This is a genomic window from Mycobacterium sp. 1245852.3 (assembly GCF_001669335.1).
Lineage (GTDB): Bacteria > Actinomycetota > Actinomycetes > Mycobacteriales > Mycobacteriaceae > Mycobacterium > Mycobacterium europaeum_A.
Map to the genome: position 1 here is coordinate 1 of NZ_LZLL01000103.1, position 22,909 is coordinate 22,909.

Below are 22,909 nucleotides of genomic sequence, written 5' to 3' on the forward strand. Positions count from 1 at the left end.
CGTCCATGCCCGGCGGCTGGGGGCGGGGATCGACGTTCGGGTCCGCGTGGGCCATGCCGGCGCCGCTCGCCAGGGCGATGGCCGTCGTCGCGCAGACCAGCATTGCGCGAGTCCGGGTGCGAACCGTCATCGCCGCCTCCTCGGTTTCTGGCCGAATTGCTGGCTGCTGAAACGCCGATTCTACCGTTGACCGCATATCGCGTAACAGTTACAAACCCACAACGACTTCGGTGGGCCGCCCAGCAAATCTCGTGACTCGAAACGCCGGGTGCGTACGGTGTCGCCCGTGAGGCCGATTGCCGTGGTCGTTCGTCGCGCCCTGGTGGCCGCCGCCTGCCTGGCCGTTTCGCTGCCTACGGCGCCGTCGACATGCGCGGATCCCGACGCCGCCCCGGTTGCTGCGGAAGCGGCGCCGGAGGCGGAGGGAGCGATTCCCTCGAATCCCCCCGCAGTCCTGCACACCCCCGACGGCTGGACCCTCGGTCTGGGCGCCCGCGACGAGCAGCAGGTTCCGGTGGCACCGTTGACCACCGCGGTGTCGTCCCGCGAATACGTCGCCAGCGGGATATTCGTCGGCTCCCTCATCGGGCCGGGACCGCCCCAGGGCGTCCTCGAGGTGGGCTATGAGATCGGCTGTGGCATCGACATGAGCACGTCGGACGGCGTCACGATCGGTGGCAGCGCCGGCATCACCCCGGGTGTGACCGGACCGGTGACCGGAGTGCCGGGAGACGTGCTTCCGTTGGTCGTCGCCCCGATCGCGGGCATCCTCAACGTGGGGCTCAAGCCGGGCCTGGTCGTCGTGGTGCCGGTGGTCAAGAAACAGTTCAGGGCACCGAATCCCTGGGTGATGGTCAGCAACTTCCACGTCAAGATCGACGGTTGCGTGGGTGAGTCGTTCATCCGCTCCTACGCGGTGCTCAATCGAGTGACCGACCAATCCGATGTGGTGCTGTCCTACGTCGGCGTCACCAAGAAAGTCTGAGCGGGCTCGCCGCTCAGCCCCGGGGGATGCCCGCCAGCTTGTCGGCGAACTTGGCCTCGGCGGCCGCCCGCAACCGCAGCAGATGTTCGGAGGGAAACAGATCCGGCGCGGGTTCACGGTCCTTCAGCAACAGCCGGGCCAGCGTGACCTTGTGCACTTCGGTCGGACCGTCGGCCAGCCCGAGCACGAACGACTCGACCAGATACTGCACGAACGGCATCTCGTGGGTGGTGCCCAACGAGCCGTGCAACTGAAGCGCCCGCGATGACACGTCGTGCAGCACCTTCTGCATCATCGCCTTGACCGCCGAGATGTCGGCCCGAACGGCCTTGTAGTCGTTGAATTGGTCGATCTTCCAAGCTGTTTGGAGCGTCAGCAGCCGGAACGCCTCGATCTCCATCCAGGAGTCGGCGACCATCTCCTGCACCAGCTGCTTGTTGGCCAGCACCTCGCCCTGGGTGTAGCGCGACGCGGCCCGTTCGCAGATCATGTCGAAGATCCGCCGGACCAGTCCCACGGTGCGCATCGCGTGGTGAATCCGCCCGCCGCCCAGGCGGGTCTGCGCGACGACGAACGCCCCGCCGCGCGGCCCCAGCATGTTCTCGGCGGGCACCCGGACGTTGTCGTAGCGCACATAACCCTCACGCCCACCGCCGATCGGCTGGTATCCCAGCCCGACGTCGCGCAGCACGTTGATGCCGGGGGTGTCGCCGGGGACGACGAACATCGAGTAGCGCTCGTAGGGCGGCGCGTCGGGATCGGTCATCGCCATCACGATCAGGAACGACGCCATCGAGGCGAACGACGAAAACCACTTCTCCCCGTTGATGACCCAGTGATCACCGTCTTGTACGGCGGTGGTGCGGAACACCTTCGGGTCGGCGCCGCCCTGTGGCTCGGTCATCGAGAAACAGGAGATGATGCGGTTGTCCAGCAGCGGCTCCAGATAGCGCTCTTTGAGCTCGGGTGTGCCGTAGTGCGCCAGGATTTCGCTGTTGCCCGAATCAGGGGCCTGCGACCCGAAGACGATCGGCGCGCATTCCGAGCGCCCCAGAATCTCGTTGAGCAGCGCCAATTTCACCTGCCCATAGCCCGGACCGCCCAGGTGCGGGCCCAGGTGGGTCGCCCACAGCCCGCGCTTTTTCACGATGTCCTGCAGCGGCGGGATCAGCGCCTGACGCACCGGGTCATTGAGGTCGTGGGATTCGGTGACAATCAAGTCGATCGGCTCGCACTCCTCGCGCACGAAGCCTTCGACCCACTGCAGTTGTTCGGCCCACTCCGGGTCGGTGGAGAAGTCCCACGACATGTGTCGTCCTCTCTGGATCGGTCACTTTGCACTGCTCTGGGCCACCACGCCGGCATCCTCCAGCGCGGTGATGTCGTTGGCGGCCAGGCCCAGCTCGCGCAGCACCGCGCGGGTGTGATCGCCGGGTAGCGACGGAGGCGCGGGCGTGGCCGGACGGGTCCGGGAGAAGCGCGGGGCCGGTGCGGGCTGGGTGAGGCCGTCAAGCTCGACGAACGTGCGCCGCGCGACGTTGTGTGGATGCCGCGGCGCCTCGGTCAGCGAAAGCACCGGTGTCGCACAGCATCCCGGCGTGCCCAGCAGGCGCTCCCATTCGGCGCGGGACTTCTCGGCAAAGCGCGCGGCCAGTGCGGCCCGGTGGTCGGCCCACGCCGTCGGATCGTCGTCGTCGTGCGGCACGTTCACGCCGAGCCGATCGCACAGTTCGGCGTAGAACTTCGGCTCCATGGCGCCGACGGCCATGTGGCCCCCGTCGGCCGTGGCGTAGGTGCCGTAGAAGTGCGCGGCGCCGTCGAGCAGATTGTCCTGACGCCGGTCGCGCCACGTGCCCGCCGACAGCATGCCGAAATACGGTGCCAGCAGCGCGGCGACGCCGTCGACCATCGCCACGTCGAGGACCTGCCCCTGACCCGACTGGCGGGCCTCCAGGATCGCGCTGAGCAGACCGACCGCCAATAGCATTGCGCCGCCGCCGTAATCGCCGACGAGATTCAAGGGCGGCACCGGTGATTCGGCGGTGCCGATGGCGTGCAGGGCGCCCGTGAGCGCAAGGTAATTGATGTCATGCCCGGCGTGACCGGCCAAGGGCCCGTCCTGTCCGTAGCCGGTCATGCGGGCATAGACCAGCCGGGGGTTGCGCGTCCGCAACGCATCCGGGCCGATGCCCAGGCGCTCGGCCACCCCAGGCCGGTACACGTCCACGAAGGCATCGGCGTCGGCGGTCAGGCGGTGGACGAGGTCGCGCCCGCGTGGGTCCTTCACATCGGCGGCCAGTGACCGCTGGCTGCGGCGGACCGTGTGGTCGACGGGCGGCGGACCGTCGACACCGGCCAGCGCGTCGATGCGGATGACTTCGGCGCCCAAGTCGCCCAACAGCATTCCGCACAGCGGTGCGGGCCCCAGGCCGCCCATCATGACGATGCGCACACCGCGCAGCGGACCGGTCATGACGACCACTTCTTGCGGCGCTGCGCCGCCTCGTCGGTGGCGTGGGAAATCACCTGGTTGCGGTTTTCCAGTTCCATCGCCGACGCCAGGCTCGCGGCGTCGGTGTTGATTTGAAGGGCGCGCTTGGTCAGTTGCGCGCCCAGCGGGGCGTGGCCGGCGATCAGCGACGCCAGCTCGACCGCGCGGTCGGCCAGTCGGTCCGGCTCGACGACCTCACTGACCAGCCCGCGACGGTCGGCCTCGGTGGCCGAAACGGTGCGACCGGACAGCATCCAGTCGGCGGCCACGCTGGTGCCGACGATGCGCGGCAGGTGGTAGCTCATGCCCATCTCGGCACCCGAGAGCCCGAGCAGGATGGCGGCATTGGCGAAAGATGCTGCCGTCGAACAGATTCGGATGTCGGCGGCCAGGCACAGCGCGAGTCCGGCGCCAACGCAGGGGCCATTGACCGCGGCGATGACGGGCTGCGGCAACGCGCGCACCGCTTCGGCGAGGGCGGCCATCCTTTCCTGGAAGCGCATCCGGTCCAACGCGGGTGCGCTCGCTTCGAGCATCGAGGGGCCGAAGTCGCGCACGTCGATGCCCGCGCAGAACCCGCGTCCGGCGCCGGTCAGCACCACGGCGTGTACGGCCGGGTCGGCGGCCAGATCGCCGAGCCCGTTGCGCAATTCGGTCTGCATCGCCTCGTTGATGGCGTTGAGCCGCTGCGGGCGATTCAGCCGCAGGACGGCGACCCCGTCGCAGGGCCGTTCGAGGGACACGGTGTCCGCCATGTTCACACCCGCTCGATGATCGTCGCCGTGCCCATCCCGCCGCCGGTGCACATGGTGACCAGACCCGTTGTCAGGTCACGACGTTCGAGCTCGTCCAGGACGGTGCCGATCAGCATGGCGCCGGTGGCGCCGATGGGGTGCCCGAGCGCGATCGCCCCGCCGTTGACGTTGACCACCTCGGGGTCGATGTCGAGGTCGCGCATCGTCTTGAGCGGGACGGCGGCGAAGGCCTCGTTGATCTCCCACAGATCGATGTCGGCCACGGTCATGCCCGCCCGCTGAAGACATCGCTGGGCCGCGGGGCCGGGGGCGGTGAGCATGATGATGGGTTCGCTGCCGATGGCCGCGGTGGCCCTGATCTGCGCGCGCGGTGTGACCCGATGGGTGTGCAGCCAGTTCGACGAGGCCAGCGCAACCGCCGCGGCGCCATCGACGACACCGGACGAGTTGCCCGCATGGTGCACGTGATCGATGCGGTCGATGTCGGGGTAGCGCTGCAGGCAGATCTCGTCGAACGTGCGTTGCTCGCCGTCGGCGCACGCGGCGCCCAGCGCGGCGAAGGCCGGTTTGAGGCGGGCCAGCGACTCGGTGGTGGTACCGGGGCGGGGATGCTCGTCGCGTTCGACGCGACCGTGCGGAGTCGGCACGTCGATCAGCGACCGCTCGAAGCGGCCCTGCTCGATGGCCGCGCCGGCGCGGCGCTGGCTCTGCGCGGCGTAGGCGTCGACGGTCTCGCGGTCGAATCCCTCCAGGGTGGCGATCAGGTCGGCCGAAATACCCTGCGGGACGGTCGGATACAGCGCACGAAGATCCGGGTTGTTGCCGTCGATGGTCGGGACTCCCGCGGTGACGTCCCAGCGTGACATGGATTCGACGCCGCCGGCGATCATCAGATTCTCGCTGCCGGCGGCGATGGCCGAGGCCGCCACGGTCACCGCCTGCTGACCCGACCCGCAGAATCGGCTCAGCGTCATCCCGGGCACGCTCTGCGGCCAGCCGGCCAGCAGCACCGACAGGCGGGCGATGTCGTCGCCGTGGTCTCCGGACAGGATGCCGTTGCCCGCGATCACGTCGTCGACGTCGGCCGGGTCGAAGCCGACCCGCTCGGCCAGTGCGGTCAGGCACCGCGCGAGCAGGGCCTGCGGGTGCACGCCGTGCAGTCCGCCGTCGGGGCGGCCGCGCCCGCGGGGCGTGCGGACCGCGTCGAGAATCCAGGCGTCGATGAGGGACTCCGATCGTTGTGGTTCGGACGAGACCGGCACAGGTCACCAGCGATCGTAATCCGTCTCTCGGCAGTGGAGAACCGCCTTCTCAAAATTAGCGAAGCTGTTCTCGTTCGGGGCCCCAGGTCGTCACGACTCCAGGTCGAGCGCCGCCCCGATCAACGCGAGGTGGCTGAGGCCCTGCGGCAGGTTGCCCATGAACGAGCGGTCGTCGGCATCGATCATTTCGGGCAACACGCCGACGTCGTTGGTCAGCTCGACGAGTTCGGCCATCAGGTCACGGGCCTCTGACGTGCGACCCACATGGTGCAGCGCCGAGACGGCCCAGAACGAGCATGCGACGAACGCCCCTTCGCGTTCCTCGTCACGCGCGCCACTGAACCGGAAAAGCAAAGGCCCGCAGCCTAACTCGCGACGTAGTGCGTCGATCGTGGCGGACATCCGTTCGCCACGGTCAAACCCGCTGCCGGCGTGCAGCAGAATCGACGCGTCCAGCTGACCGCTGCCCGGAAACCATTCGTAGCTGCCCAGCTCGTCATTCCAGCAGTGGCGCTGCACCCAATCGCTGATCCGCTCGGCCTCGCCGGCCCAGCGGCCGGGGTCGCCGGGAATCTGGCCCTGGTCGGCCAGGTAGACCGCGCACCGCAGCGCCTGCCAACAGCCGAGCTTGGACGTCGTGTAGTGCTCTTGCGCGGCAATTCCCACATGCCGGCGTCGCGGTGGCGCCAGGCGTCGCACGCCCGATCTGCGAAATCCGCCAGCAGATGGCCGGTTTCGGTATCCAGGACGTGGCCGCTGTCAACGTAGAGCCGCACTGTGTCAAAGAGGTCGGCGAAGATGCTCAGCTGCAGCTGCCCGTCGGCGCGGTTACCGGTCACCACCGGGCCGATTCCGCGCCAGCCGGCCGCCTCGAACCGGCTCACCGGGGGAGGCGGTGAACCGTCGAGGCAGTAGAAGACACCCACATCGGGAATGTGCCGGCGGACGGTTCGCAGCAGCCAAGCCACGGCGGCGTGCGTCTCCTCGCGAATCCCGAAGCGGCGCAAGGCGGACAGCGTGTATGCGGTATCGCGGATCCATGCGAAGCGGTAGTCCCAATTCTTTCCGCCCGACATCCGTTCGGGCAGCGAGGTGGTCGCGGCCGCCGCGATGGCGCCGGTCGGACTGAAGATGAGCAGCTTGAGTAGCAACACACTGCGACGCACCGCCTCGGCCCACGACTCGGGGCATTCGAACTGCCCGGACCAGTTCCGCCAGAACGCGATGGTCTTGTCCAGCCCCTCGTCGATGTCGGACGCCGACGACAGCATCAGCGGTTCGGACTCCGAGGCGACCAGGCCGATCAGCCTCCGCAGGCCGGCCGTCGCGGTGAACGTTCCGGACGCCGTCTGGTCGGTCCACTCGACGTCGAGCTGCTCCGAGACACACACGCCCACGTTGAGCGACCCGGCTCGCAGCACCGCGCCGTGCGGGGTGCGCCGCGCCCACGGCGAGGAATGGTCGAAGCAGGTCCCCGGCGCGACCCGCCAGCGCATCGGCACCGTCCCGTCGAGGCCCTCCACGCGGCGGGCGAGTTCGGTCCACGGCAGCCGGCCACCGAAGCCGATGTTCAGCGCGTCGGTGACCCGGACCCGTCCCGACTCGGTGACGAAGGTCGTTTCCAGAACGTTGGTCTTCGGCAGGTAACGCCGCCGCGTGTGAAACGGGACGGTCGGCGTCAGGTCCAGGCGTCCGCCGTTGGGTTGGTCGAGCAGCGCGGCGAATACCGGGAGCGAATCCAAATCCGGAATCGGAAACCAATCAATGGCGCCGTCTTCGGCCACCAGCGCCACCGTGCGGCCGTCACCGATCGCCGCATAGCTACTCAGCGCCGCGAAACCGGCTGTGCGGTAAGGAGATTCGGTCGGCGCCGAGGTCTCGGTATCAAGTTCTGGCGCCGGCACGTAGGAACGGGTTCCCCCACACGCCGCAGGTAAACGGCGCGGTGGGTGCATAACCGGGCGCGCAGCGGGTAGCCGGGCGCCATGACCAAGATCGGATACTTTCTCACCTGCGAGCAATTCGGCCCGAAGGAGCTCATCGACCAGGCCAAGCGGGCCGAGGACGCGGGATTCGACGCGCTGTGGATCTCCGACCACTATCACCCCTGGAATGACGAGCAGGGTCAGAGCCCTTTCGTGTGGGGAGTGATCGGTGCGTTGTCGGAGGCGACGTCGTTACCGGTCAGCACCGCCGTCACCTGCCCGACCATTCGGATCCACCCGGCGATCATCGCGCAGGCCGCGGCCACCGCGGCCGTGCAGCTAGACGGGCGCTTCGTGCTGGGGGTCGGCAGCGGCGAGGCGCTCAACGAGCACATCCTGGGCGATCCCTGGCCGTCGGCCGGTGTGCGGCTCGAGATGCTCGAGGAGGCGATCGACGTCATTCGCAAGCTGCACAAGGGCGGCGAGGTCAGCCACCACGGCAAGCACTACGAGGTGCAGGAGGCCCAGGTCTACACCCGGCCCGAGCAGCCGGTGCCGATCTACGTCTCGGCATTCGGCCCGCAGGCCGTGGAGCTGGCCGCCCGCATCGGCGACGGCTACAGCATCGCCATGCCCGACGGGGACCTGGTCAAGCAGTTCCGCGAGGCCGGGGGCGGCAACAAGCCGGTGCAGGGCGGAACGAAGGTGTGCTGGGACGCCGACGCCGACGCCGCGCTGAAAACCGCGCACCGGTTGTGGGCCAACGAGGGGTTGCCCGGCCAGACGTCCCAAATCCTGCCCCGGCCCAAGGATTTCGCCGCGCTGCAGTCGCTGGTGCCTACGGAGACCGTCGGCGAGAGCGTGGCCTGTGGCCCGGACCCCGACAAGCACGTCGCGCAGGTGCGCGAGTACATCGACGCCGACGTCGACGAGATCTACGTGCAGCAGATCGGTTCCGACATGGACGGGTTCTTCGCGGCGTGGCAGCGTGACGTGCTGCCCCAGGTGCGCGGGTAGGGCTCAGCCGATCACCCGCACCACGCCGGGCCGTCGAATCGATCACGAGTGATGAACTCCGCGACCGGCCGCCGGCGCAGCTTGGTCAACTGCCGCACCGGTTTTCCCAGCGGCACGACCGCGGCCACCGCATGCTGGTCGGGGATGCCCAGCAGGCGACGGACTTGATCTTCGGACGCGATGGCCATCGTCGTGATGGTGCCGCCGTAACCCTCGCCGCGCGCGGCGAGCAAGATGTTCCAGATCAGCGGGTAAACCGACGCGCCCCCGGCGATGCCGACGCGGTCCAGGTCCTGATCGACGGCCGCGACGACGGCCAAGTCCACCGAAACCACAAGGACGACAGGCGCTTTGGCGATCGGTGCCACGAACGTGTCGGGGACCTCGGTTGCGTCAACGACGTCTTGCGGCACGCCGCTGGGATGCACCAAGTTCCAAGGGTTTTCGCCCGCCTGCAGCTGGGCGAAGTAACGGCGGGCGGCGGGCTTGCCGAGCTCGGCCAGCCGCCGGCGGATCGCCTCGTCGCGCACCACGGTGACGTGGGCGCCCTGCCGGTTGCCACCGCTGGGAGCGAACCGGGCGTGCTCGAAGATGCGGCTCAGCACCTCGTCGGGCAGCGGGTCGTCGGTGAATTCCCGTGCCGCGAAGGTCGTTCGCATCACGTCGTACAGCTGCATGGCGGGATGGCTCATCAACTCGCGGACGCGCGCCGCTCCAGGCGGAAGGTGCGTTCGAACCCCGCCGGGTGCGTCGTCAGCGTCACCTCCACGGCACCGCTGGGGGCGATGACGTAGCGTTCCTCCACGTCGGGTCCGTCGGTCCAGCGGCCGACCGGCTGACGCCGCAGGTCGTCTCGGTCGTGCAGGGCCGGGTCGAATGGAAACAGCACCGGGTCATACGGCGTGACGTCGCCGTCCGGCCGCCCGTTGACCAGCCGGCTGCACTCCACGAAGCGGAAGTGCCCGATGTTGTGCGCCGCTCGGTATTTGCGCTTCACCACCAGCGGGGAACGCCCGTCGGCCGGCAGCGAAACGTCCTTGCACACGATGGGGTCGAAGACGACCCCGGCACCCGCCTCGGCCTCCCGGAACACCCCGAAATTCCTCGAAAAGCGTTCGGACAGTGCGAAACCGGACTCCTTGTCGAGGAAGACGGCAAGGCCGATGGCCGTGGCGGCGAAGGGATGCGGCGAGCGTTTCACCCGCTTCTCGCCGAAGGTGCTGCGCAGCATGCGCGACACCAGCGGGAAACCGCCTGCCCCGCCGACGACGTAGATGCCCGCCACCTCCGACCAGTCCACGTCCGTGCGTCCGCGCGCCGGATCGTGCAGGACGCGGCGCAGCAGCGCCATCGTCTGGTCGACCAGCGGTGCGCACACGCCGTAGACGTCGTCGATGGGGCAGGAGAAGGGAGGCCGATCGAGCGGGGACAGGTCCACCAGGAAGCGGCGCGTCTGCGGCCCGACGGCCTCCTTGCGGGTGGCGCACTCCTCGGCCAACAGGTCGCGCTGGGCCGGGTCGAGGCCGGGCAGGCCGGCGCCGGCCAGCACGAGCTCGACGATCGCGTCGTCGAAGTCGTCACCGCCGAGGCGCTGGATGCCCTCGCTGACCACCACCTCGTTGGCGTGTCCGGTCATCTTCAGCAGCGACGCGTCGAACGTGCCGCCCCCGAGGTCGTAGATGAGCACGTATTCGCGTTTGGCGGTGATGGTCGAGCGGTACCGGTGGGCGTATTCCAGGCTGGCGGCCGACGGTTCGTTGAGCAGCGCGACGACCCGGAAACCGGCGGCCACGTAGGCGTCCAGGGTAAGCAGGCGCTGGGCGCTCGAGGCGTTGGCCGGCACGCTGATCGCGGCCTCGATGGGTTCGCCCGGGGACGGGGTGACGTTCGAGTTGCGCTGCAGATCGGTTTTCAGCTGAGACAGGAAGCCGGTGAGCAGGTCGGCCAGCCGATAGGCGCGCCCGGCCAGGCTGACTTCGGTCTGCGGTCCGGCGTCGTTGAGCAGGCGCTTGAACGAGCGCAGCACCGACCATGCCGGGTCGTGGCGAACGGCGGCCGCGTCCGGGCCGAAGCGCAACTGCCCGGCGGCGTTGGCGGCGATCAGCGACGGCCACGCATCGTCGCCCTCGAAGGAGACGACGGGATAGTTGCCGCGATCGACGGCCGCGACGACGGTGTGGGTGGTGCCGAAGTCGATACCGACTCTCATCGCGCAAGTTTAGGACCGCGACGCGGGCTTGGGCACAACCTTTTTGCCCGGCGTGCCGTCCGCGTTGGAGTCAGTCCTCGAAATGGCGCTCGTAGTCGTTGCGCTCGAGCCACCACTGCAGGTTGTAGGTCCCCATCGCCAGCAGCACCATCAACCCGGCGCAGACGACGCTGATGGTTGCGTTCACAGCCGGTCCATCGCGCGTGCCATGCGGGCGTCCTCGATGTAGCCGTAGTACCTCGGGGGGTGGGGATGGCGCGGCGTGTTCGCGTTCGCGGCCATCCGCCGCAGCGCGGCGCCGATGCGGCGGGCGAGGGGGGCACGACGCGCCCCCTGGACAACGGCGGCGCCGAAGAGCACCTGCTGGGTGGTGATCAGTACCTCGGCGGGGGCCGCCTCGACCGAGGGCGCCGCCGAGGACGGTGGTGCGGTGGGCTTGTTGACGGTATCGGGCGGGGTACGGAGTCCCGTTGACGTGACCAGCATTTCGTTCACCTTCTTCGCGCTGCGGCCGCGTTGACCAGGTAGTTCGGCCGCTGATGCGGTTAACGTACGGTCGGTGCCCACCAGTACGCACGCGTAGTCGACTACCTATCTGTGCGCGACTCGCTCCCGCGCTTCGGCAGCTCGTCCCATTGCCGCTGTAATTCGCGCTCGGCGGCGGTGGGGATCAGACCCGAGGGGGCGAAGAACTTCGAGGGCACCGGGTCGTCCTCGGTCAGCGGCCGGCCGGGCCCGCGGATCGCCCCGAGAGCGACGACGGCCCCGGCGATCACGACGATGACGACGGCCACCGCGAACAGGATGGACAGCGAGCCTTGGATGAAGGTGTTGCGGATGACGTCGTCGAGCTGGTGCGCGTTCTTGGCCGAACCGAACACCGTCTTGCCCGCCTGCCTGGCCGCCAGGTACGCCGAGTGCTGCGTCCAGTAGCCGACGGCCGGGTCGGGAGAGAAGATCTTCTGCCACGACGCCGTCAGCGTGACCGCGAGATCCCACAGCAACGGGATACCGGGGATCCACACCCACTTCAGCAGGCCCTTCTTGATGACGATGACCGTGATGACGGTCAGCGCGATCGCGGCGAGCAACTGATTGGCGATGCCGAACAGCGGAAACAGCGTGTTGATGCCGCCCAGCGGGTCGGTCACCCCCATCAGCAGGATGCTGCCCCAGGCCGCGGCCACAGCCAGGCTGCACAGCCACACGCCCGGGCGCCAGCTCGGGTTGCGCAGCTTGGTCAGGGGTCCGCCGAGGTTTCCGAGGGTGTCGGAGAGCATGAAGCGGGCGACGCGGGTGCCGGCGTCGACGGCGGTGAGGATGAACAGCGCCTCGAACATGATCGCGAAGTGGTACCAGAACGCCTTGAGGCCGGCACCGCCGAACACCCGGTAGAGCACCTCGGACATGCCGACCGCCAGCGTCGGCGCCCCGCCGGTGCGCGACACGATCGACTTCTCGCCCACCCCGGCGGCGGCTGCGGTGAGCTGGTCCGCGGTCGCCGGGGCGCCGCGCAACCCGAGGCCGTTGACGTAGTGCGCGGCGGTGGCCGCGGTGCCGCCGGTCTGCGCGGCCGGCGCGTTGAGCGCGAAGTACACGTGCTGGTCCAGGACCGCCGCGCTGATCAGCGCCATGACCGCGACGAACGATTCGGTCAGCATGCCGCCGTAACCGATCAGCCGCATTTGGCTTTCCTTCTCCAGCAGCTTGGGCGTGGTCCCCGACGAGATCAAAGCGTGAAATCCGGACAGCGCCCCACAGGCGATGGTGATGAACAGGAACGGGAACAGCGCGCCGGGGAACACTGGCCCGTCGCCGCGGGACGCGAACTGCGACACCGCGGGCGCCTGCATGACCGGGCGGGCGATGCAGATGCCGACCGCGAGCAGCGCGATGGCGCCGACCTTCATGAACGTCGACAGGTAGTCGCGCGGGGCGAGCAGCAACCACACCGGCAGCACCGACGCGACGAACCCGTAGCCGATGATCAGCCAGGACACCGTGACCGCCGACAGGTTCAACCACGATGCACCCCAAGGGGTTTCGCCGATCCAGGCGCCGCCGGCCACGGCCAGCAGCAGCAGCGCCACACCGATGAGCGAAACCTCGGCGACCCGGCCGGGGCGCAGGAACCGCAGGTAGCAGCCCATGAACACGGCGATGGGAACGGTCATGGCGATGGAGAACACGCCCCAGGGGCTCTGGGCCAGCCCCCGCACCACCACCAGCGCGAGCACCGCGATGATGATCACCATGATGACGAACGCGCCGAGCAGCGCGGCCACCCCGCCGGTGGCGCCGAGTTCGTCGCGGGCCATCTGTCCCAGCGAGCGCCCGCGCCGCCGGGCGGAAATCCACAACACCAGGTAGTCCTGCACCGCGCCGGCGAACACCGCGCCGATGACGATCCAGATGCTGCACGGCAGGTAGCCCATCTGGGTGGCCAGCACCGGGCCGACGAGCGGTCCGGCCCCCGCGATGGCCGCGAAGTGGTGGCCGAACAACACCCGGCGATCCGTCGGCACGTAATCGGTGCCGTCATCGAGAACCTCGGCCGGCGTGGCGTGGTCGTCGCGCGGGCGGACGATCTTCATCTCGATCAGGCGGGCGTAGAACCGGAACCCGATGAGGTAGGTGCAGATCGCCGCGACCACGAACCACACCGCGTTGACCGTCTCGCCTCGCGTGAAGGCGATGATCGCCCAGGCGACCGCGCCGAGCACCGCGATGATCGCGAACACGATCTTGTGCCGCGCGGTGATGGGGGAGCGGTCGACGATGGCGACGGGTGGCAGGTCTGCGCCGGTGTGGATGTAGCTGACGTCGCTGTCGTGCCCTGTGATCGCCACGGACGGAAACCCTACGCGCGCAAAACGAACTGCGCCTGTCGGAAAGCGGCTCGTTCAGTACAGCGCGCGCACGGCGTCGATGGTGTCGGCCTCGGCGGGGCTTTTGTCGTCGCGATAGCGCACCACGCGGGCGAACCGCAGCGCCAGGCCGCCGGGGTAGCGCGACGACTTCTGCACGCCGTCCAGGGCGATCTCGACGACCTGCTCGGGCCGGACCTCGACGACGTAACCGTCCGTACCGTCGATGGCCAGTTCGCTGAACCGGGCGGTCTGCCACTCCAGCATGGCGTCGGTCATGCCCTTGAAAGTCTTTCCCACCATGATGAATTCGCCGCTGCCCGGATCGCGGGCGCCCAGGTGGATGTTGGAGAGTTTGCCGCGGCGGCGCCCCGAGCCCCACTCCACCGCGAGCACCACCAGATCCAGCGTGTGCACCGGCTTGACCTTCAGCCAGCCGGCGCCGCGGCGCCCCGCCTGATACGGCGCGTCGGGCGCCTTGGCCATCACGCCCTCGTGCCCAGCGGCCAGCGTCGCGTCCAGGAAGGCGCCCGCCGCCGCGGGGTCGGCGGTGAGCAGCCGGTCGACCCGCTGCGCCGGTGGCACCAACGCGTCCAGGGCGGCCAGCCGGTCGGCGGTCGGGGCGTCGAGCAGGTCGACGCCGTCGCGATGCAGGACGTCGAAGAAGAACACCGAAAGTCGTTGTGCGGCAAGGGCTGCGGCGATGTCGACGGAGCGGCCGAAGCGTGAGGCGGTGACCTGGAAGCGCTGCGGTGAGTTGTCGGGCCGCAGCGCGATTGCCTCGGCGTCGGCGATCAGGTGATCGACCGGCAGTGCCAGCGTGGCCTCCACCACTTCGGGCAGCCGGGCGGTGACGTCGTCCAGGCTCCTGGTGTAGACGGTGACCTCGTCACCGGCGCGGTGGATCTGCACCCGCGCCCCGTCCAGTTTGGCTTCGAAAATGGTTGGGCCGCCGTGGCGTTCGATCGCGTCGGCCACGCTCGTCGCGGTCTGCGCCAGCATCGGGCCGACCGGGCGGCCGACCCGCAGGGTGAACTGGTCCAGCGCCGCGGGTGCACCGGACAGGGCGGCCGCCGCCACCGCAGGCAGGTCGCCGCCCAGCATCGCGGCGCGCTGCACCGCGGCGGCCGGCAGGCCCGCGGCCCTGGCGACCGCGTCGGCCATGATCCCGGCCAGCGCGCCCTGGCGCAGCTCGCCGCCGAGCAGCCGCAGCAGGAAGGCCTGCTCGGTGTCGGTGGCAGCGGCGAACAACGCGTTCAGCAGGGCGGCGCGCCGGGCCTGCGCGCCCTTGCCGGACACGGCGCCGATGTGGGAGAAGGTGGCGTCGACCCCGCCGACGGTCAGCGAGGCGTGCGTGGCCGCGGGCGGGCGCGAGCGCAGCGCCGCCCAGCCCACGCCGATCTGGCGCTGCCGCAACTCGCCGGACAGCCACGACACGATGACGGCGACCAGCGCGCCATCCGGCGCGGCGCGGCGCAGCAGGTCGGCGATGTGGGCGACTTTGGTCAGCCGCGACGACGTGCTCGAGACGTCGGATGACGTCGTGGCCACGTCGAGAAGGAGCACGGTTGCCAGCTTGGCACGGCTCGGTGACAGGCCTGGAGTGCGGACACGCTAGCGTGCCTACGTAACGTTACAGATTGCACTGGATCTGACAACCCAAGAAGGAGACGTCCGGATGGAGATCAACGGGAAGAAGGTCGTCGTCATCGGCGGCGCATCGGGAATGGGGCGTGCCAGCGCCGAGCTGCTGCATGAACGCGGCGCGGATGTCGCCATCCTCGATCGCGAGGGCTCCGACGGCAAGACGGTCGCCGAGGGCGTCGGCGGTACCTTCTATCCCGTCGACGTCACCGACTTCACCGGCACCGAGGAGACGCTGCAGGCCGCGGTCGACAAGCTCGGCGGATTGCACGTCGTGATCACCACCGCGGGCGGCGGCATCGCCAAGCGGACGCTGACCAAGTCCGGTCCGCACGACCTCGAATCATTCCAGTCCGTGATCGACCTCAACCTGATCGCCACGTTCAACATCAGCCGGCTGGCCGCCGCGCACATGGCCAAGAACGAGCCCGAGGACCCCGACACCGGTGAGCGCGGCGTCATCATCAACACCGCCTCCATCGCGGCCTACGAGGGCCAGATCGGCCAGGTCGCCTACACCGCCGCCAAGGCGGGCATCGCCGGCATGTGCCTGACCATGGCCCGCGACCTGGGCTCGGTGGGCATCCGGGTGCTGGCCATCGCCCCGAGCCTGTTCGCGACCGGTCTGACGCAGGGCATTCCGGACGAGTTCGCCACGCAGCTCACCAAGGACGCGGCGTTCCCCAAGCGCCTCGGCCGTCCCGAGGAGTACGCGAAGCTGGCCGCCGCCATCGTGGACAATCCGATGCTCAACGGACAGTGCCTGCGCCTGGACGCCGGGCAGCGGTTCGCACCCAAGTAACCCCCCGTCGGGGCCCTCCCCGCATTAAGTACACTCTTTAGGCAGCCGCCCCGCTTCCCCTCGAAGCGGGGCAGGCCACCCAGCTTCTGGGGCGATCACACCCGGCCGGCATGCTGCGCGAGGAGGGCCCTGATGGGTATCGCAATAACCGACGACCATCGTGAACTGGCCGAGGTGGCCCGCGGGTTCTTGACCTCGCAGAAGGCGCGGTGGGCGGCCCGATCGCTGCTCGACGCCTCGGACGAGTCGCGGCCCGGGTTCTGGGCGAACCTGGTCGAGCTGGGGTGGCTCGGCCTGCACATCGAGGAAGAGTACGGCGGCTCCGGGTACGGGCTGCCCGAACTGGTCGTGGTCATCGAAGAGCTCGGCCGCGCGGTGGCGCCGGGACCGTTCGTGCCCACCGTCATCGCGTCCGCGGTGATCGCCAAAGACGGTACCGCCGAACAGAAGTCGCGGCTGTTATCCGGCCTGATCGACGGGACGGTCACCGCGGGCATCGGGCTGGACAGCCAGGTGCGGATCAACGACGGCTCGAACGGTCGGACAGCCGACGGTGACGCCGGAATCGTGTTGGGCGCCGGGCTGGCCGACCTGTTGCTGATCGCCGCGGGCGACGACGTGCTGGTGCTCGAGCGCGGCCGCGACGGTGTCTCGGTCGAGGTGCCGGAGAACTTCGATCCGACGCGGCGATCCGGACGCGTCCGCCTGCGCGACGTGCGCGTCGGCGACGACGACATCCTGACGGGGGCAAGGCAATCGGCGCTGGCCCGCGCCCGCACCCTGCTGGCCGCCGAGGCCGTGGGTGGGGCATCGGACTGCGTCGACGCCGCCGTCGACTACGCCAAGGTGCGCCAGCAATTCGGCCGCACGATCGCCACCTTCCAAGCGGTCAAGCATCACTGCGCCAACATGCTGGTCGGTGCGGAATCCGGGATCGCCGCCGTCTGGGACGCCGCCCGGGCGGCATCCGAGGACTTATCCGAGGACGAAGCGCAGTTCCGCCTGATCGCCGCGGTGGCCGCGACGCTGGCCTTTCCCGCCTACGTCCGCAACGCCGAACTCAACATCCAGGTGCACGGCGGCATCGGCTTCACCTGGGAACACGACGCGCATCTGCATCTGCGCCGGGCGGTGGTGAGCGCGGCGCTGTTCGGCGGTGACGCGCCCGCGGCCGACGTGTTCGAGCGCACCGCCGCCGGCGCTGTCCGGGAGAACAGCCTCGACCTGCCGCCCGAAGCCGAGGAATTGCGCGCCGGCATCCGCGCCGACGCCGCCGAGATCGCCGGGCTGAGCAAGGAGGCCCAGCGCGACAAGCTGATCGAGACCGGCTACGTGATGCCGCACTGGCCCAAGCCGTGGGGACGTGCGGCCGACGCGGTCGCGCAGCTGGTGATCGAGGAGGAGTTCCGCGCGGCCGGCATCAAGCGTCCTGACTACGGGATCACCGGTTGGGTGATCCTGACCCTGATCCAGCACGGAACGCCTTGGCAGATCGAAAGATTCGTGGAGAAGGCGCTGCGCAAGGACGAGATCTGGTGCCAGCTGTTCTCCGAGCCCGACGCCGGCTCGGACGCCGCGTCGATCAAGACGCGGGCCACCCGGGTGGACGGCGGCTGGAAGATCAACGGCCAGAAGGTGTGGACCAGCGGGGCGCACTACTGTGCGCGCGGCCTGGCCACGGTGCGCACCGACCCCGACGCCCCGAAGCACGCCGGCATCACCACGGTGATCGTGGACATGAAGGCGCCCGAGGTCGAGGTGCGGCCGCTGCGCCAGATCACCGGCGGTTCGGACTTCAACGAGGTCTTCTTCAACGACCTGTTCGTCCCTGACGAAGACGTCGTCGGGACGCCCAACTCCGGATGGACCGTCGCGCGGGCGACGCTGGGCAACGAGCGAGTCAGCATCGGCGGCAGCGGATCGTTCTATGAGGGGCTGGCCGACCAACTGGTGCAGCTGACCGAGCAGCGCCCGGATCGGTTGGCGGGCGGGCGGATTCGGGTCGGCTCGTACCTCGCCGAGGAAACCGCGTTGCGGCTGCTGAACCTGCGGCGCGCCGCGCGCAGCGTGGAAGGCGCGGGCCCCGGACCGGAAGGCAACGTCACCAAGCTGAAGCTGGCCGAGCACATGGTGGAAGGCGCCGCGATCATGGCGGCGCTGCTGGGTCCCGAGGTCGCCCTGACCGACGGTCCCGGCGCCCTGGCCGGCCGGCTGATGATGGGAGCCCGCGGCATGGCGATCGCGGGCGGCACGTCGGAGGTGACGCGCAATCAGATCGCCGAGCGGATCCTCGGCATGCCCCGCGACCCGCTGATCAACTAGGGGTCACGCCGGCGCGAACTGCGCCGCGCCACCGCTGCCACGCTTTGGCCGCAGGTCGACGGGCATGCCGCAGATCACCGAATCCGGTTCGCAGTCAACGATATTGGCGGCGACCCGCAGACCGCTCTGTTCGGCGAGCTCGACGATGGCGATGACGTAGGGGGTGGGGATCTCCGGGTTGTAGGAGTGATGGTTGACCGTGTAGGTGAACACGGTGCCCCGCCCGGAAACCGGCCGCGCCTGCAGCGAACCCCCGCACTCGCGGCATACGCCGCTGTCTGGATGCACCCAGCGCGCACAGTCGTCGCAGTACTCGATGAGCAGCGGCCCGTCTGACACGACGAATACAGTACACTCTATTGATTCGATGCGGTGTGGTCTGACGGGCGGTGTGCATGACGCATTTCGAGAAAGACGCGATCCTGTCCGGCATCGGGATCTCCCGGATCGGCCGCCGCACCGGTATCCCCGGCCTGGACTTGACGATGGAGGCGGTGCGCGCCGCCATCGAGGACGCCGGACTTGCGGCGACCGACCTCGACGGCATCGCGACCCTCGGCGACACGCCCGCCGCGGACGTCAACGCCCAGCTGCACATCGACGCCGCGGACTGCGGGGCGGGCTTCGGCACCGGCGGGCTGCTCTCGCCGGTGATGTCGGCCTGCCGCGCGGTCGCCGAACGCCGGGCCCGCCACGTCGTCGTGTACCGGACGATACAAATGCTCGGCGGCACGGTGCCGGTCAAGCAGGAGGAGAACGCCGCGGCCCCGCCGCTGGCGCGGATGTTCGAAACCCCCGAGGGCGAGCCGAAGCCGGCCGTCGGTGCGATGGACGACGTCAACGATCTGGTTGCCGCGCATGCCTATTCGGCCGCCAACTGGCTGGCGCTCAACTGCCGCCGTCACATGGATCTGTACGGGACCACCAAAGAACAGCTGGGCTGGATCGCGCTCAACGGCAGGCGCAACGCCGCGTTGAATTCCCGTGCGGTGTACCGGGATCCGATGACGATGGCCGACTACCTGGGCGCGCGATTGGTGTCCACCCCACTCGGGCTGCTGGACTGTGACGTCCCGATCGACGGCTCGATCGCGGTGGTGGTGTCGCACGCGGAGTACGCCGCCGACTGTCCGCACCGCGCGGTGAAGGTGGAGGCGATCGGCGGGTCCGACGGCGCCGGTGGCTGGTTTCACCGCGCCGACTACCCCAAGATGGCGATGTCGGATGCCGCGGCCCAGATGTGGTCGCGCACGACGTTGACACCCGCCGACCTCCAGGTCGCCCAGCTCTACGACGGATTCACCTACCTCACCCTGGCCTGGCTGGAAGCGCTCGGCATCTGTGGTGACGGCGAGGGTGGCCCGTTCGTCGAGGGTGGGGAGCGGATCGCCCGGGACGGGCAGCTGCCGCTGAACACCTACGGCGGCCAACTTTCGGCCGGCCGCATGCACGGCTACTGGGCGCTGCACGAAGGGTGTCTGCAGTTGCGCGGCGACGCGGGGGAGCGGCAGGTCGCCCGCCGCCCCGAGGTGGGCGTGGTCTCCGTCGGCGGTGGGCCCGTCGCCGGGTGCATGCTGCTGACCTGTTGAGCGCGAGCGTGATCGAGCCCGGATGACTGAGGAGCCCGCGACCGGCCAGGCGAACAAACTCGCTTCGCTGGTGGCCCGCGACATCGAGGCCGACATCGTCCGCCGCGGCTGGGCGGTCGGCGAATCGCTGGGATCCGAACATGCCCTGCAGCAGCGCTTCGGGGTGAGCCGGTCGGTGCTGCGCGAGGCCGTGCGGCTGGTCGAACACCATCAGGTCGCGCGGATGCGCCGCGGACCCAATGGCGGCCTGTACATCTGCGAGCCCGACGCGGGACCGGCCACCCGCGCGGTCGTCATCTATCTCGAATACCTCGGCACGACGCTGGGCGACTTGCTCAATGCGCGTCTCGTGCTCGAGCCGTTGGCGGCCTCGCTCGCCGCCGAGCGCATCGACGAGGCCGGGATCGCGCGGCTGCGTGCGGTGCTGCACGCCGAGCAGCAGTGGCGGCCCGGCTTACCGGCGCCGCGCGACGAGTTCCACATCGCGCTGGCCGAGCAATCCAAAAACCCGGTGCTGCAACTGTTTATCGACGTACTGATGCGGCTCACCACCCGCTACGCCCTGGCGTCGCGAACGGATTCGGCAACCGAGGCCAGCGAGGCGGTCGACCATCTGCACGCCCACCACTCCGCGATCGTCGCCGCCGTCACCGCCGGGGATTCGGCGCGCGCCAAGACGCTGTCGGAGCGACACGTCGAGGCCGTGACCGGCTGGCTGCAGCGGCATCACGCCGGCGACGGCGGCCCGGGGCGTGCGACGCGCCGGCGACTCGATTCCGAGGCGCCCCGGGGCAAACTGGCCGAGTTGCTCGCGGCCACCATCGGTGACGACATCGCCGCCAGCGGTTGGCAGGTGGGTTCGGTCTTCGGCACCGAGACGGCTCTGCTGGAGCGCTACCGGGTGAGCCGCGCGGTGCTGCGCGAAGCGGTACGGCTGCTCGAATACCACTCGATAGCCCACATGCGCCGCGGCCCCGGCGGCGGGCTCGTCGTCGCCGAACCCGCGGCACAGGCCAGCATCGACACGATCGCGCTGTACCTGCAATACCGCGATCCGAGCCGCGAAGACCTGCGCTGCGTCCGCGACGCCATCGAGATCGACAACGTCACCAAGGTCGTCAAGCGGCTCGGCGAATCCGACGTCGCGGCGTTTCTGGCCACCCACCGGCACGGGTTGCCGGAAAACTCCCGACAGACGGCCGACGAGGTGCGCCGGGCGATCGCGGAGGAGTTCGACTTCCACGTCGGCCTCGCGCAACTCGCCGGCAACGCAATGCTGGATCTGTTCCTGCGGATCATCGTCGAGTTGTTCCGGCGGCACTGGTCGAGCACCGGACAGGCGCTGCCGACCTGGTCCGACGTGCTCGCCGTGCACCACGCCCACCTGCGGATCGTCGAGGCGGTCGAGGCCGCCGACGACAGCGTCGCCTGCTATCGCCTCCGCCGTCATCTCGACGCCGCCGCCTCCTGGTGGCTGTAGCCGCCGCGGCGGCGGCCGTCGAAACGGCCCCGCCATATGAGGTGAACCTAAATGTGATCCGTTGCGCGGTATAGCGAAGGCCCGACTTGGGTACTGACACGGGGGAAAGGCGTCAGCCGATCCAGCAGGGGGTTGGCGTAAGTGATCGAAAGCGAGAGCGCTGAAGTGACGGCGGGTAACGAAACCAGACAATACGGTTTCGTCCACACCGCAGGGATTTACCACTCTCAGCAGGAGTTTGTGGACTTGGTGGGCCGCTTCGTCGGCGACGGTTTGGCGTTGGACGAGGCGGTGTTGCTTGCCGTGCCGCCCGAGCCGCTCGAGGTGCTGCGCGATGCGTTGTACGGCGGCGACCAGCTGCCCGCCGGCGTGCGCATGGTCGACGTCACCGAGGTGGCACGCAATCCGAGCCGGTTCATGGCGACGGAGGGCGCGTTCATCGACGAGCACCCGGAGCAGCGCGTGCGGATCGTCAGCCAGCTCGCGTGGCCCGGCCGCAGCGATGAGGAGTTCGTCGCCTGTATCGAGCACGAGGCTCTGGTCAACGAGGCCATGGACGGCTACCCGGCGACCAGCCTGTGCCTGTACGACGCCAGCCAGCTCGACGATGAGGTGCTGGCGGACGCGCGCGCGACCCATCCGCTGCTGTGGGAATCCGGTGCGCTGCAGCACAGCCCGGCGTATGCCCCCGGCGACGTCCTGGAACGCTGCAACCGGCCGCTGGCCGCCGGTCCCGGGGCCGTCACGTACATGGTCCGCAAATCGGCGGACCTTCGGCCCGCCCGGTCCTTTGCCGTCGACTACGCGGGCTGGATGGGGCTGTCCCAGGAAAGCATCGAAGATCTGCAACTGGTCGCCACCGAGTTGGCCACCAACAGCCTGATGTACACCGGGGGCGCCTGTCGGTTGGCCTTCTGGAAAGACGACGGCCATCTGGTCTGCGAGGCGCGCGACTCCGGACGACTCGACGACCCGCTGGTGGGCCGCCTGGACCCGGGCCCCTGCGGTCCCGCGAGTCGCGGTCTGTACCTCGTCAACGCCATATCGGATCTGGTGCGCACCCACACCACCCGGACCGGTACGACGATCCAGGCGTATCTGCGGTTCGAGCCCGCCGCGGGGCCGGCCGGCTAGCCGTAGGGGTCCAGGCAAAAAGCGACCCGCCGAGACGTCAGTCCCAGCGAGTCGCTCGTTTTTCGGTCAGAGGCCGCCGAGCGCCCCGGTGATACCGCCCACCACGCCGCCGATGGTGCCGCCGATCGTGCCGCCGACCGTCCCGCCGGTGGTGCCGCCCAGCGTGCCGCCGGTGGTGGCACCGGTCGTCCCCGTCACCAAACATCCGGTCGGTGCGAACAACACCACGACAAATCCCGCGGCGGCCGCGGCAACTTTGAGGGCCTTCTTTGTCCCCGTTGAATTCATCGAAACATCCTTTCGTCTGGAGGGCATAGCCCCGCAGGTGAACCGCCCGACTGATCGGATGTTATAACGGCTATTCAACACGCGTAAAGAGGCAATCAGCAATTAATTTTGTCATGCGGGGCGTGTGCCGGCGCGCGGC

Annotated in this window: 18 protein-coding genes and 1 pseudogene; 7 read left to right on the forward strand and 12 right to left on the reverse strand. The window is 69.2% G+C overall.

Going from position 1 to position 22,909, the window contains the following annotated elements; genetic code table 11:
• The first annotated feature begins 301 nt into the window (after positions 1 to 301).
• On the forward strand, positions 302 to 985 hold the full coding sequence (locus tag A9W96_RS04470; RefSeq protein ID WP_066864809.1) for an MspA family porin: 684 nt from the start codon (positions 302 to 304) through the stop codon (positions 983 to 985).
• 13 nt (positions 986 to 998) lie between these two features.
• On the opposite strand, the gene A9W96_RS04475 is transcribed toward A9W96_RS04470, so the two are convergent.
• From A9W96_RS04475 to A9W96_RS04495, 5 genes and pseudogenes are all read right to left on the reverse strand, one after another.
• Positions 999 to 2,294 (reverse strand): acyl-CoA dehydrogenase family protein, encoded by a 1,296-nt coding sequence (locus tag A9W96_RS04475; RefSeq protein WP_066881287.1) that lies wholly within the window; start codon positions 2,292 to 2,294, stop codon positions 999 to 1,001.
• 21 nt (positions 2,295 to 2,315) lie between these two features.
• Positions 2,316 to 3,458 (reverse strand): CaiB/BaiF CoA-transferase family protein, encoded by a 1,143-nt coding sequence (locus tag A9W96_RS04480; protein WP_067021506.1) that lies wholly within the window; start codon positions 3,456 to 3,458, stop codon positions 2,316 to 2,318.
• Positions 3,455 to 4,231 (reverse strand): enoyl-CoA hydratase/isomerase family protein, encoded by a 777-nt coding sequence (locus A9W96_RS04485; RefSeq protein WP_067021482.1) that lies wholly within the window; start codon positions 4,229 to 4,231, stop codon positions 3,455 to 3,457. Before A9W96_RS04485 ends, A9W96_RS04480 begins: the two co-directional genes overlap by 4 nt.
• 2 nt (positions 4,232 to 4,233) lie before the next feature.
• Positions 4,234 to 5,442: an acetyl-CoA C-acetyltransferase gene (locus tag A9W96_RS04490; protein WP_231999587.1), complete on the reverse strand. Its 1,209-nt coding sequence runs from the start codon at positions 5,440 to 5,442 to the stop codon at positions 4,234 to 4,236.
• Between the two features lie 141 nt (positions 5,443 to 5,583).
• A pseudogene (locus A9W96_RS04495) lies at positions 5,584 to 7,448 on the reverse strand (glycoside hydrolase family 15 protein).
• A gap of 30 nt (positions 7,449 to 7,478) precedes the next feature.
• On the opposite strand from A9W96_RS04495, the gene A9W96_RS04500 reads away from it, so the two are divergent.
• Entirely contained in the window at positions 7,479 to 8,435 is a 957-nt protein-coding gene (locus A9W96_RS04500; protein WP_067138102.1) for an LLM class F420-dependent oxidoreductase, read from the forward strand.
• An 11-nt stretch (positions 8,436 to 8,446) separates the two neighbouring features.
• Here A9W96_RS04500 and A9W96_RS04505 read toward each other — a convergent pair whose 3' ends face one another.
• From A9W96_RS04505 to A9W96_RS04525, 5 genes are all read right to left on the reverse strand, one after another.
• Positions 8,447 to 9,112 (reverse strand): nitroreductase family protein, encoded by a 666-nt coding sequence (locus A9W96_RS04505; RefSeq protein WP_067138104.1) that lies wholly within the window; start codon positions 9,110 to 9,112, stop codon positions 8,447 to 8,449.
• 14 nt (positions 9,113 to 9,126) lie between these two features.
• The gene (locus A9W96_RS04510) at positions 9,127 to 10,644 is read right to left on the reverse strand and encodes an Hsp70 family protein (protein WP_066881279.1); all 1,518 of its coding nucleotides are present in this window, start codon (positions 10,642 to 10,644) and stop codon (positions 9,127 to 9,129) included.
• Positions 10,645 to 10,827: 183 nt separating this feature from the next.
• Positions 10,828 to 11,130 carry a hypothetical protein gene (locus A9W96_RS04515; protein WP_156753052.1) on the reverse strand — a complete coding sequence of 101 codons (303 nt, stop codon included), beginning with the start codon at positions 11,128 to 11,130 and terminating at the stop codon, positions 10,828 to 10,830.
• Between the two features lie 101 nt (positions 11,131 to 11,231).
• Positions 11,232 to 13,493, reverse strand: coding sequence for a carbon starvation CstA family protein (locus A9W96_RS04520; RefSeq protein ID WP_066881274.1), 2,262 nt, complete (start codon positions 13,491 to 13,493; stop codon positions 11,232 to 11,234).
• Between the two features lie 54 nt (positions 13,494 to 13,547).
• Positions 13,548 to 15,077, reverse strand: coding sequence for an ATP-dependent DNA ligase (locus A9W96_RS04525; protein ID WP_067138106.1), 1,530 nt, complete (start codon positions 15,075 to 15,077; stop codon positions 13,548 to 13,550).
• A 112-nt stretch (positions 15,078 to 15,189) separates the two neighbouring features.
• On the opposite strand from A9W96_RS04525, the gene A9W96_RS04530 reads away from it, so the two are divergent.
• Together A9W96_RS04530 and A9W96_RS04535 are read left to right on the forward strand one after the other, a co-directional pair.
• The gene (locus A9W96_RS04530) at positions 15,190 to 15,957 is read left to right on the forward strand and encodes an SDR family NAD(P)-dependent oxidoreductase (RefSeq protein WP_066864782.1); all 768 of its coding nucleotides are present in this window, start codon (positions 15,190 to 15,192) and stop codon (positions 15,955 to 15,957) included.
• 132 nt (positions 15,958 to 16,089) lie between these two features.
• Positions 16,090 to 18,279, forward strand: coding sequence for an acyl-CoA dehydrogenase (locus A9W96_RS04535; RefSeq protein WP_067138107.1), 2,190 nt, complete (start codon positions 16,090 to 16,092; stop codon positions 18,277 to 18,279).
• Positions 18,280 to 18,282: 3 nt separating this feature from the next.
• Here the strand turns inward: A9W96_RS04535 and A9W96_RS04540 are convergent, their stop codons facing one another.
• On the reverse strand, positions 18,283 to 18,618 hold the full coding sequence (locus A9W96_RS04540; protein WP_067138109.1) for a Zn-ribbon domain-containing OB-fold protein: 336 nt from the start codon (positions 18,616 to 18,618) through the stop codon (positions 18,283 to 18,285).
• A 56-nt stretch (positions 18,619 to 18,674) separates the two neighbouring features.
• On the opposite strand from A9W96_RS04540, the gene A9W96_RS04545 reads away from it, so the two are divergent.
• From A9W96_RS04545 to A9W96_RS04555, 3 genes are all read left to right on the forward strand, one after another.
• Positions 18,675 to 19,868 (forward strand): thiolase family protein, encoded by a 1,194-nt coding sequence (locus A9W96_RS04545; protein WP_067138111.1) that lies wholly within the window; start codon positions 18,675 to 18,677, stop codon positions 19,866 to 19,868.
• A gap of 22 nt (positions 19,869 to 19,890) precedes the next feature.
• Entirely contained in the window at positions 19,891 to 21,348 is a 1,458-nt protein-coding gene (locus A9W96_RS04550) for a FadR/GntR family transcriptional regulator (protein WP_067138113.1), read from the forward strand.
• Between the two features lie 141 nt (positions 21,349 to 21,489).
• The gene (locus tag A9W96_RS04555; RefSeq protein WP_066881265.1) at positions 21,490 to 22,482 is read left to right on the forward strand and encodes a sensor histidine kinase; all 993 of its coding nucleotides are present in this window, start codon (positions 21,490 to 21,492) and stop codon (positions 22,480 to 22,482) included.
• Positions 22,483 to 22,548: 66 nt separating this feature from the next.
• On the opposite strand, the gene A9W96_RS31170 is transcribed toward A9W96_RS04555, so the two are convergent.
• Positions 22,549 to 22,770: a hypothetical protein gene (locus tag A9W96_RS31170; protein WP_066864764.1), complete on the reverse strand. Its 222-nt coding sequence runs from the start codon at positions 22,768 to 22,770 to the stop codon at positions 22,549 to 22,551.
• Positions 22,771 to 22,909 lie beyond the last annotated feature (139 nt).

Bases quoted from the DNA above. Each gene is read 5' to 3' on its own strand.
- A9W96_RS04475 (WP_066881287.1), bottom strand. From the start codon at position 2,294: ATGTCGTGGGACTTCTCCACCGACCCGGAGTGGGCCGAACAACTGCAG.
- A9W96_RS04480 (WP_067021506.1), bottom strand. From the start codon at position 3,458: ATGACCGGTCCGCTGCGCGGTGTGCGCATCGTCATGATGGGCGGCCTG.
- A9W96_RS04485 (WP_067021482.1), bottom strand. From the start codon at position 4,231: ATGGCGGACACCGTGTCCCTCGAACGGCCCTGCGACGGGGTCGCCGTC.
- A9W96_RS04500 (WP_067138102.1), top strand. From the start codon at position 7,479: ATGACCAAGATCGGATACTTTCTCACCTGCGAGCAATTCGGCCCGAAG.
- A9W96_RS04505 (WP_067138104.1), bottom strand. From the start codon at position 9,112: ATGCAGCTGTACGACGTGATGCGAACGACCTTCGCGGCACGGGAATTC.
- A9W96_RS04510 (WP_066881279.1), bottom strand. From the start codon at position 10,644: ATGAGAGTCGGTATCGACTTCGGCACCACCCACACCGTCGTCGCGGCC.
- A9W96_RS04515 (WP_156753052.1), bottom strand. From the start codon at position 11,130: ATGCTGGTCACGTCAACGGGACTCCGTACCCCGCCCGATACCGTCAAC.
- A9W96_RS04530 (WP_066864782.1), top strand. From the start codon at position 15,190: ATGGAGATCAACGGGAAGAAGGTCGTCGTCATCGGCGGCGCATCGGGA.
- A9W96_RS04535 (WP_067138107.1), top strand. From the start codon at position 16,090: ATGGGTATCGCAATAACCGACGACCATCGTGAACTGGCCGAGGTGGCC.
- A9W96_RS04545 (WP_067138111.1), top strand. From the start codon at position 18,675: ATGACGCATTTCGAGAAAGACGCGATCCTGTCCGGCATCGGGATCTCC.
- A9W96_RS04550 (WP_067138113.1), top strand. From the start codon at position 19,891: ATGACTGAGGAGCCCGCGACCGGCCAGGCGAACAAACTCGCTTCGCTG.
- A9W96_RS31170 (WP_066864764.1), bottom strand. From the start codon at position 22,770: ATGAATTCAACGGGGACAAAGAAGGCCCTCAAAGTTGCCGCGGCCGCC.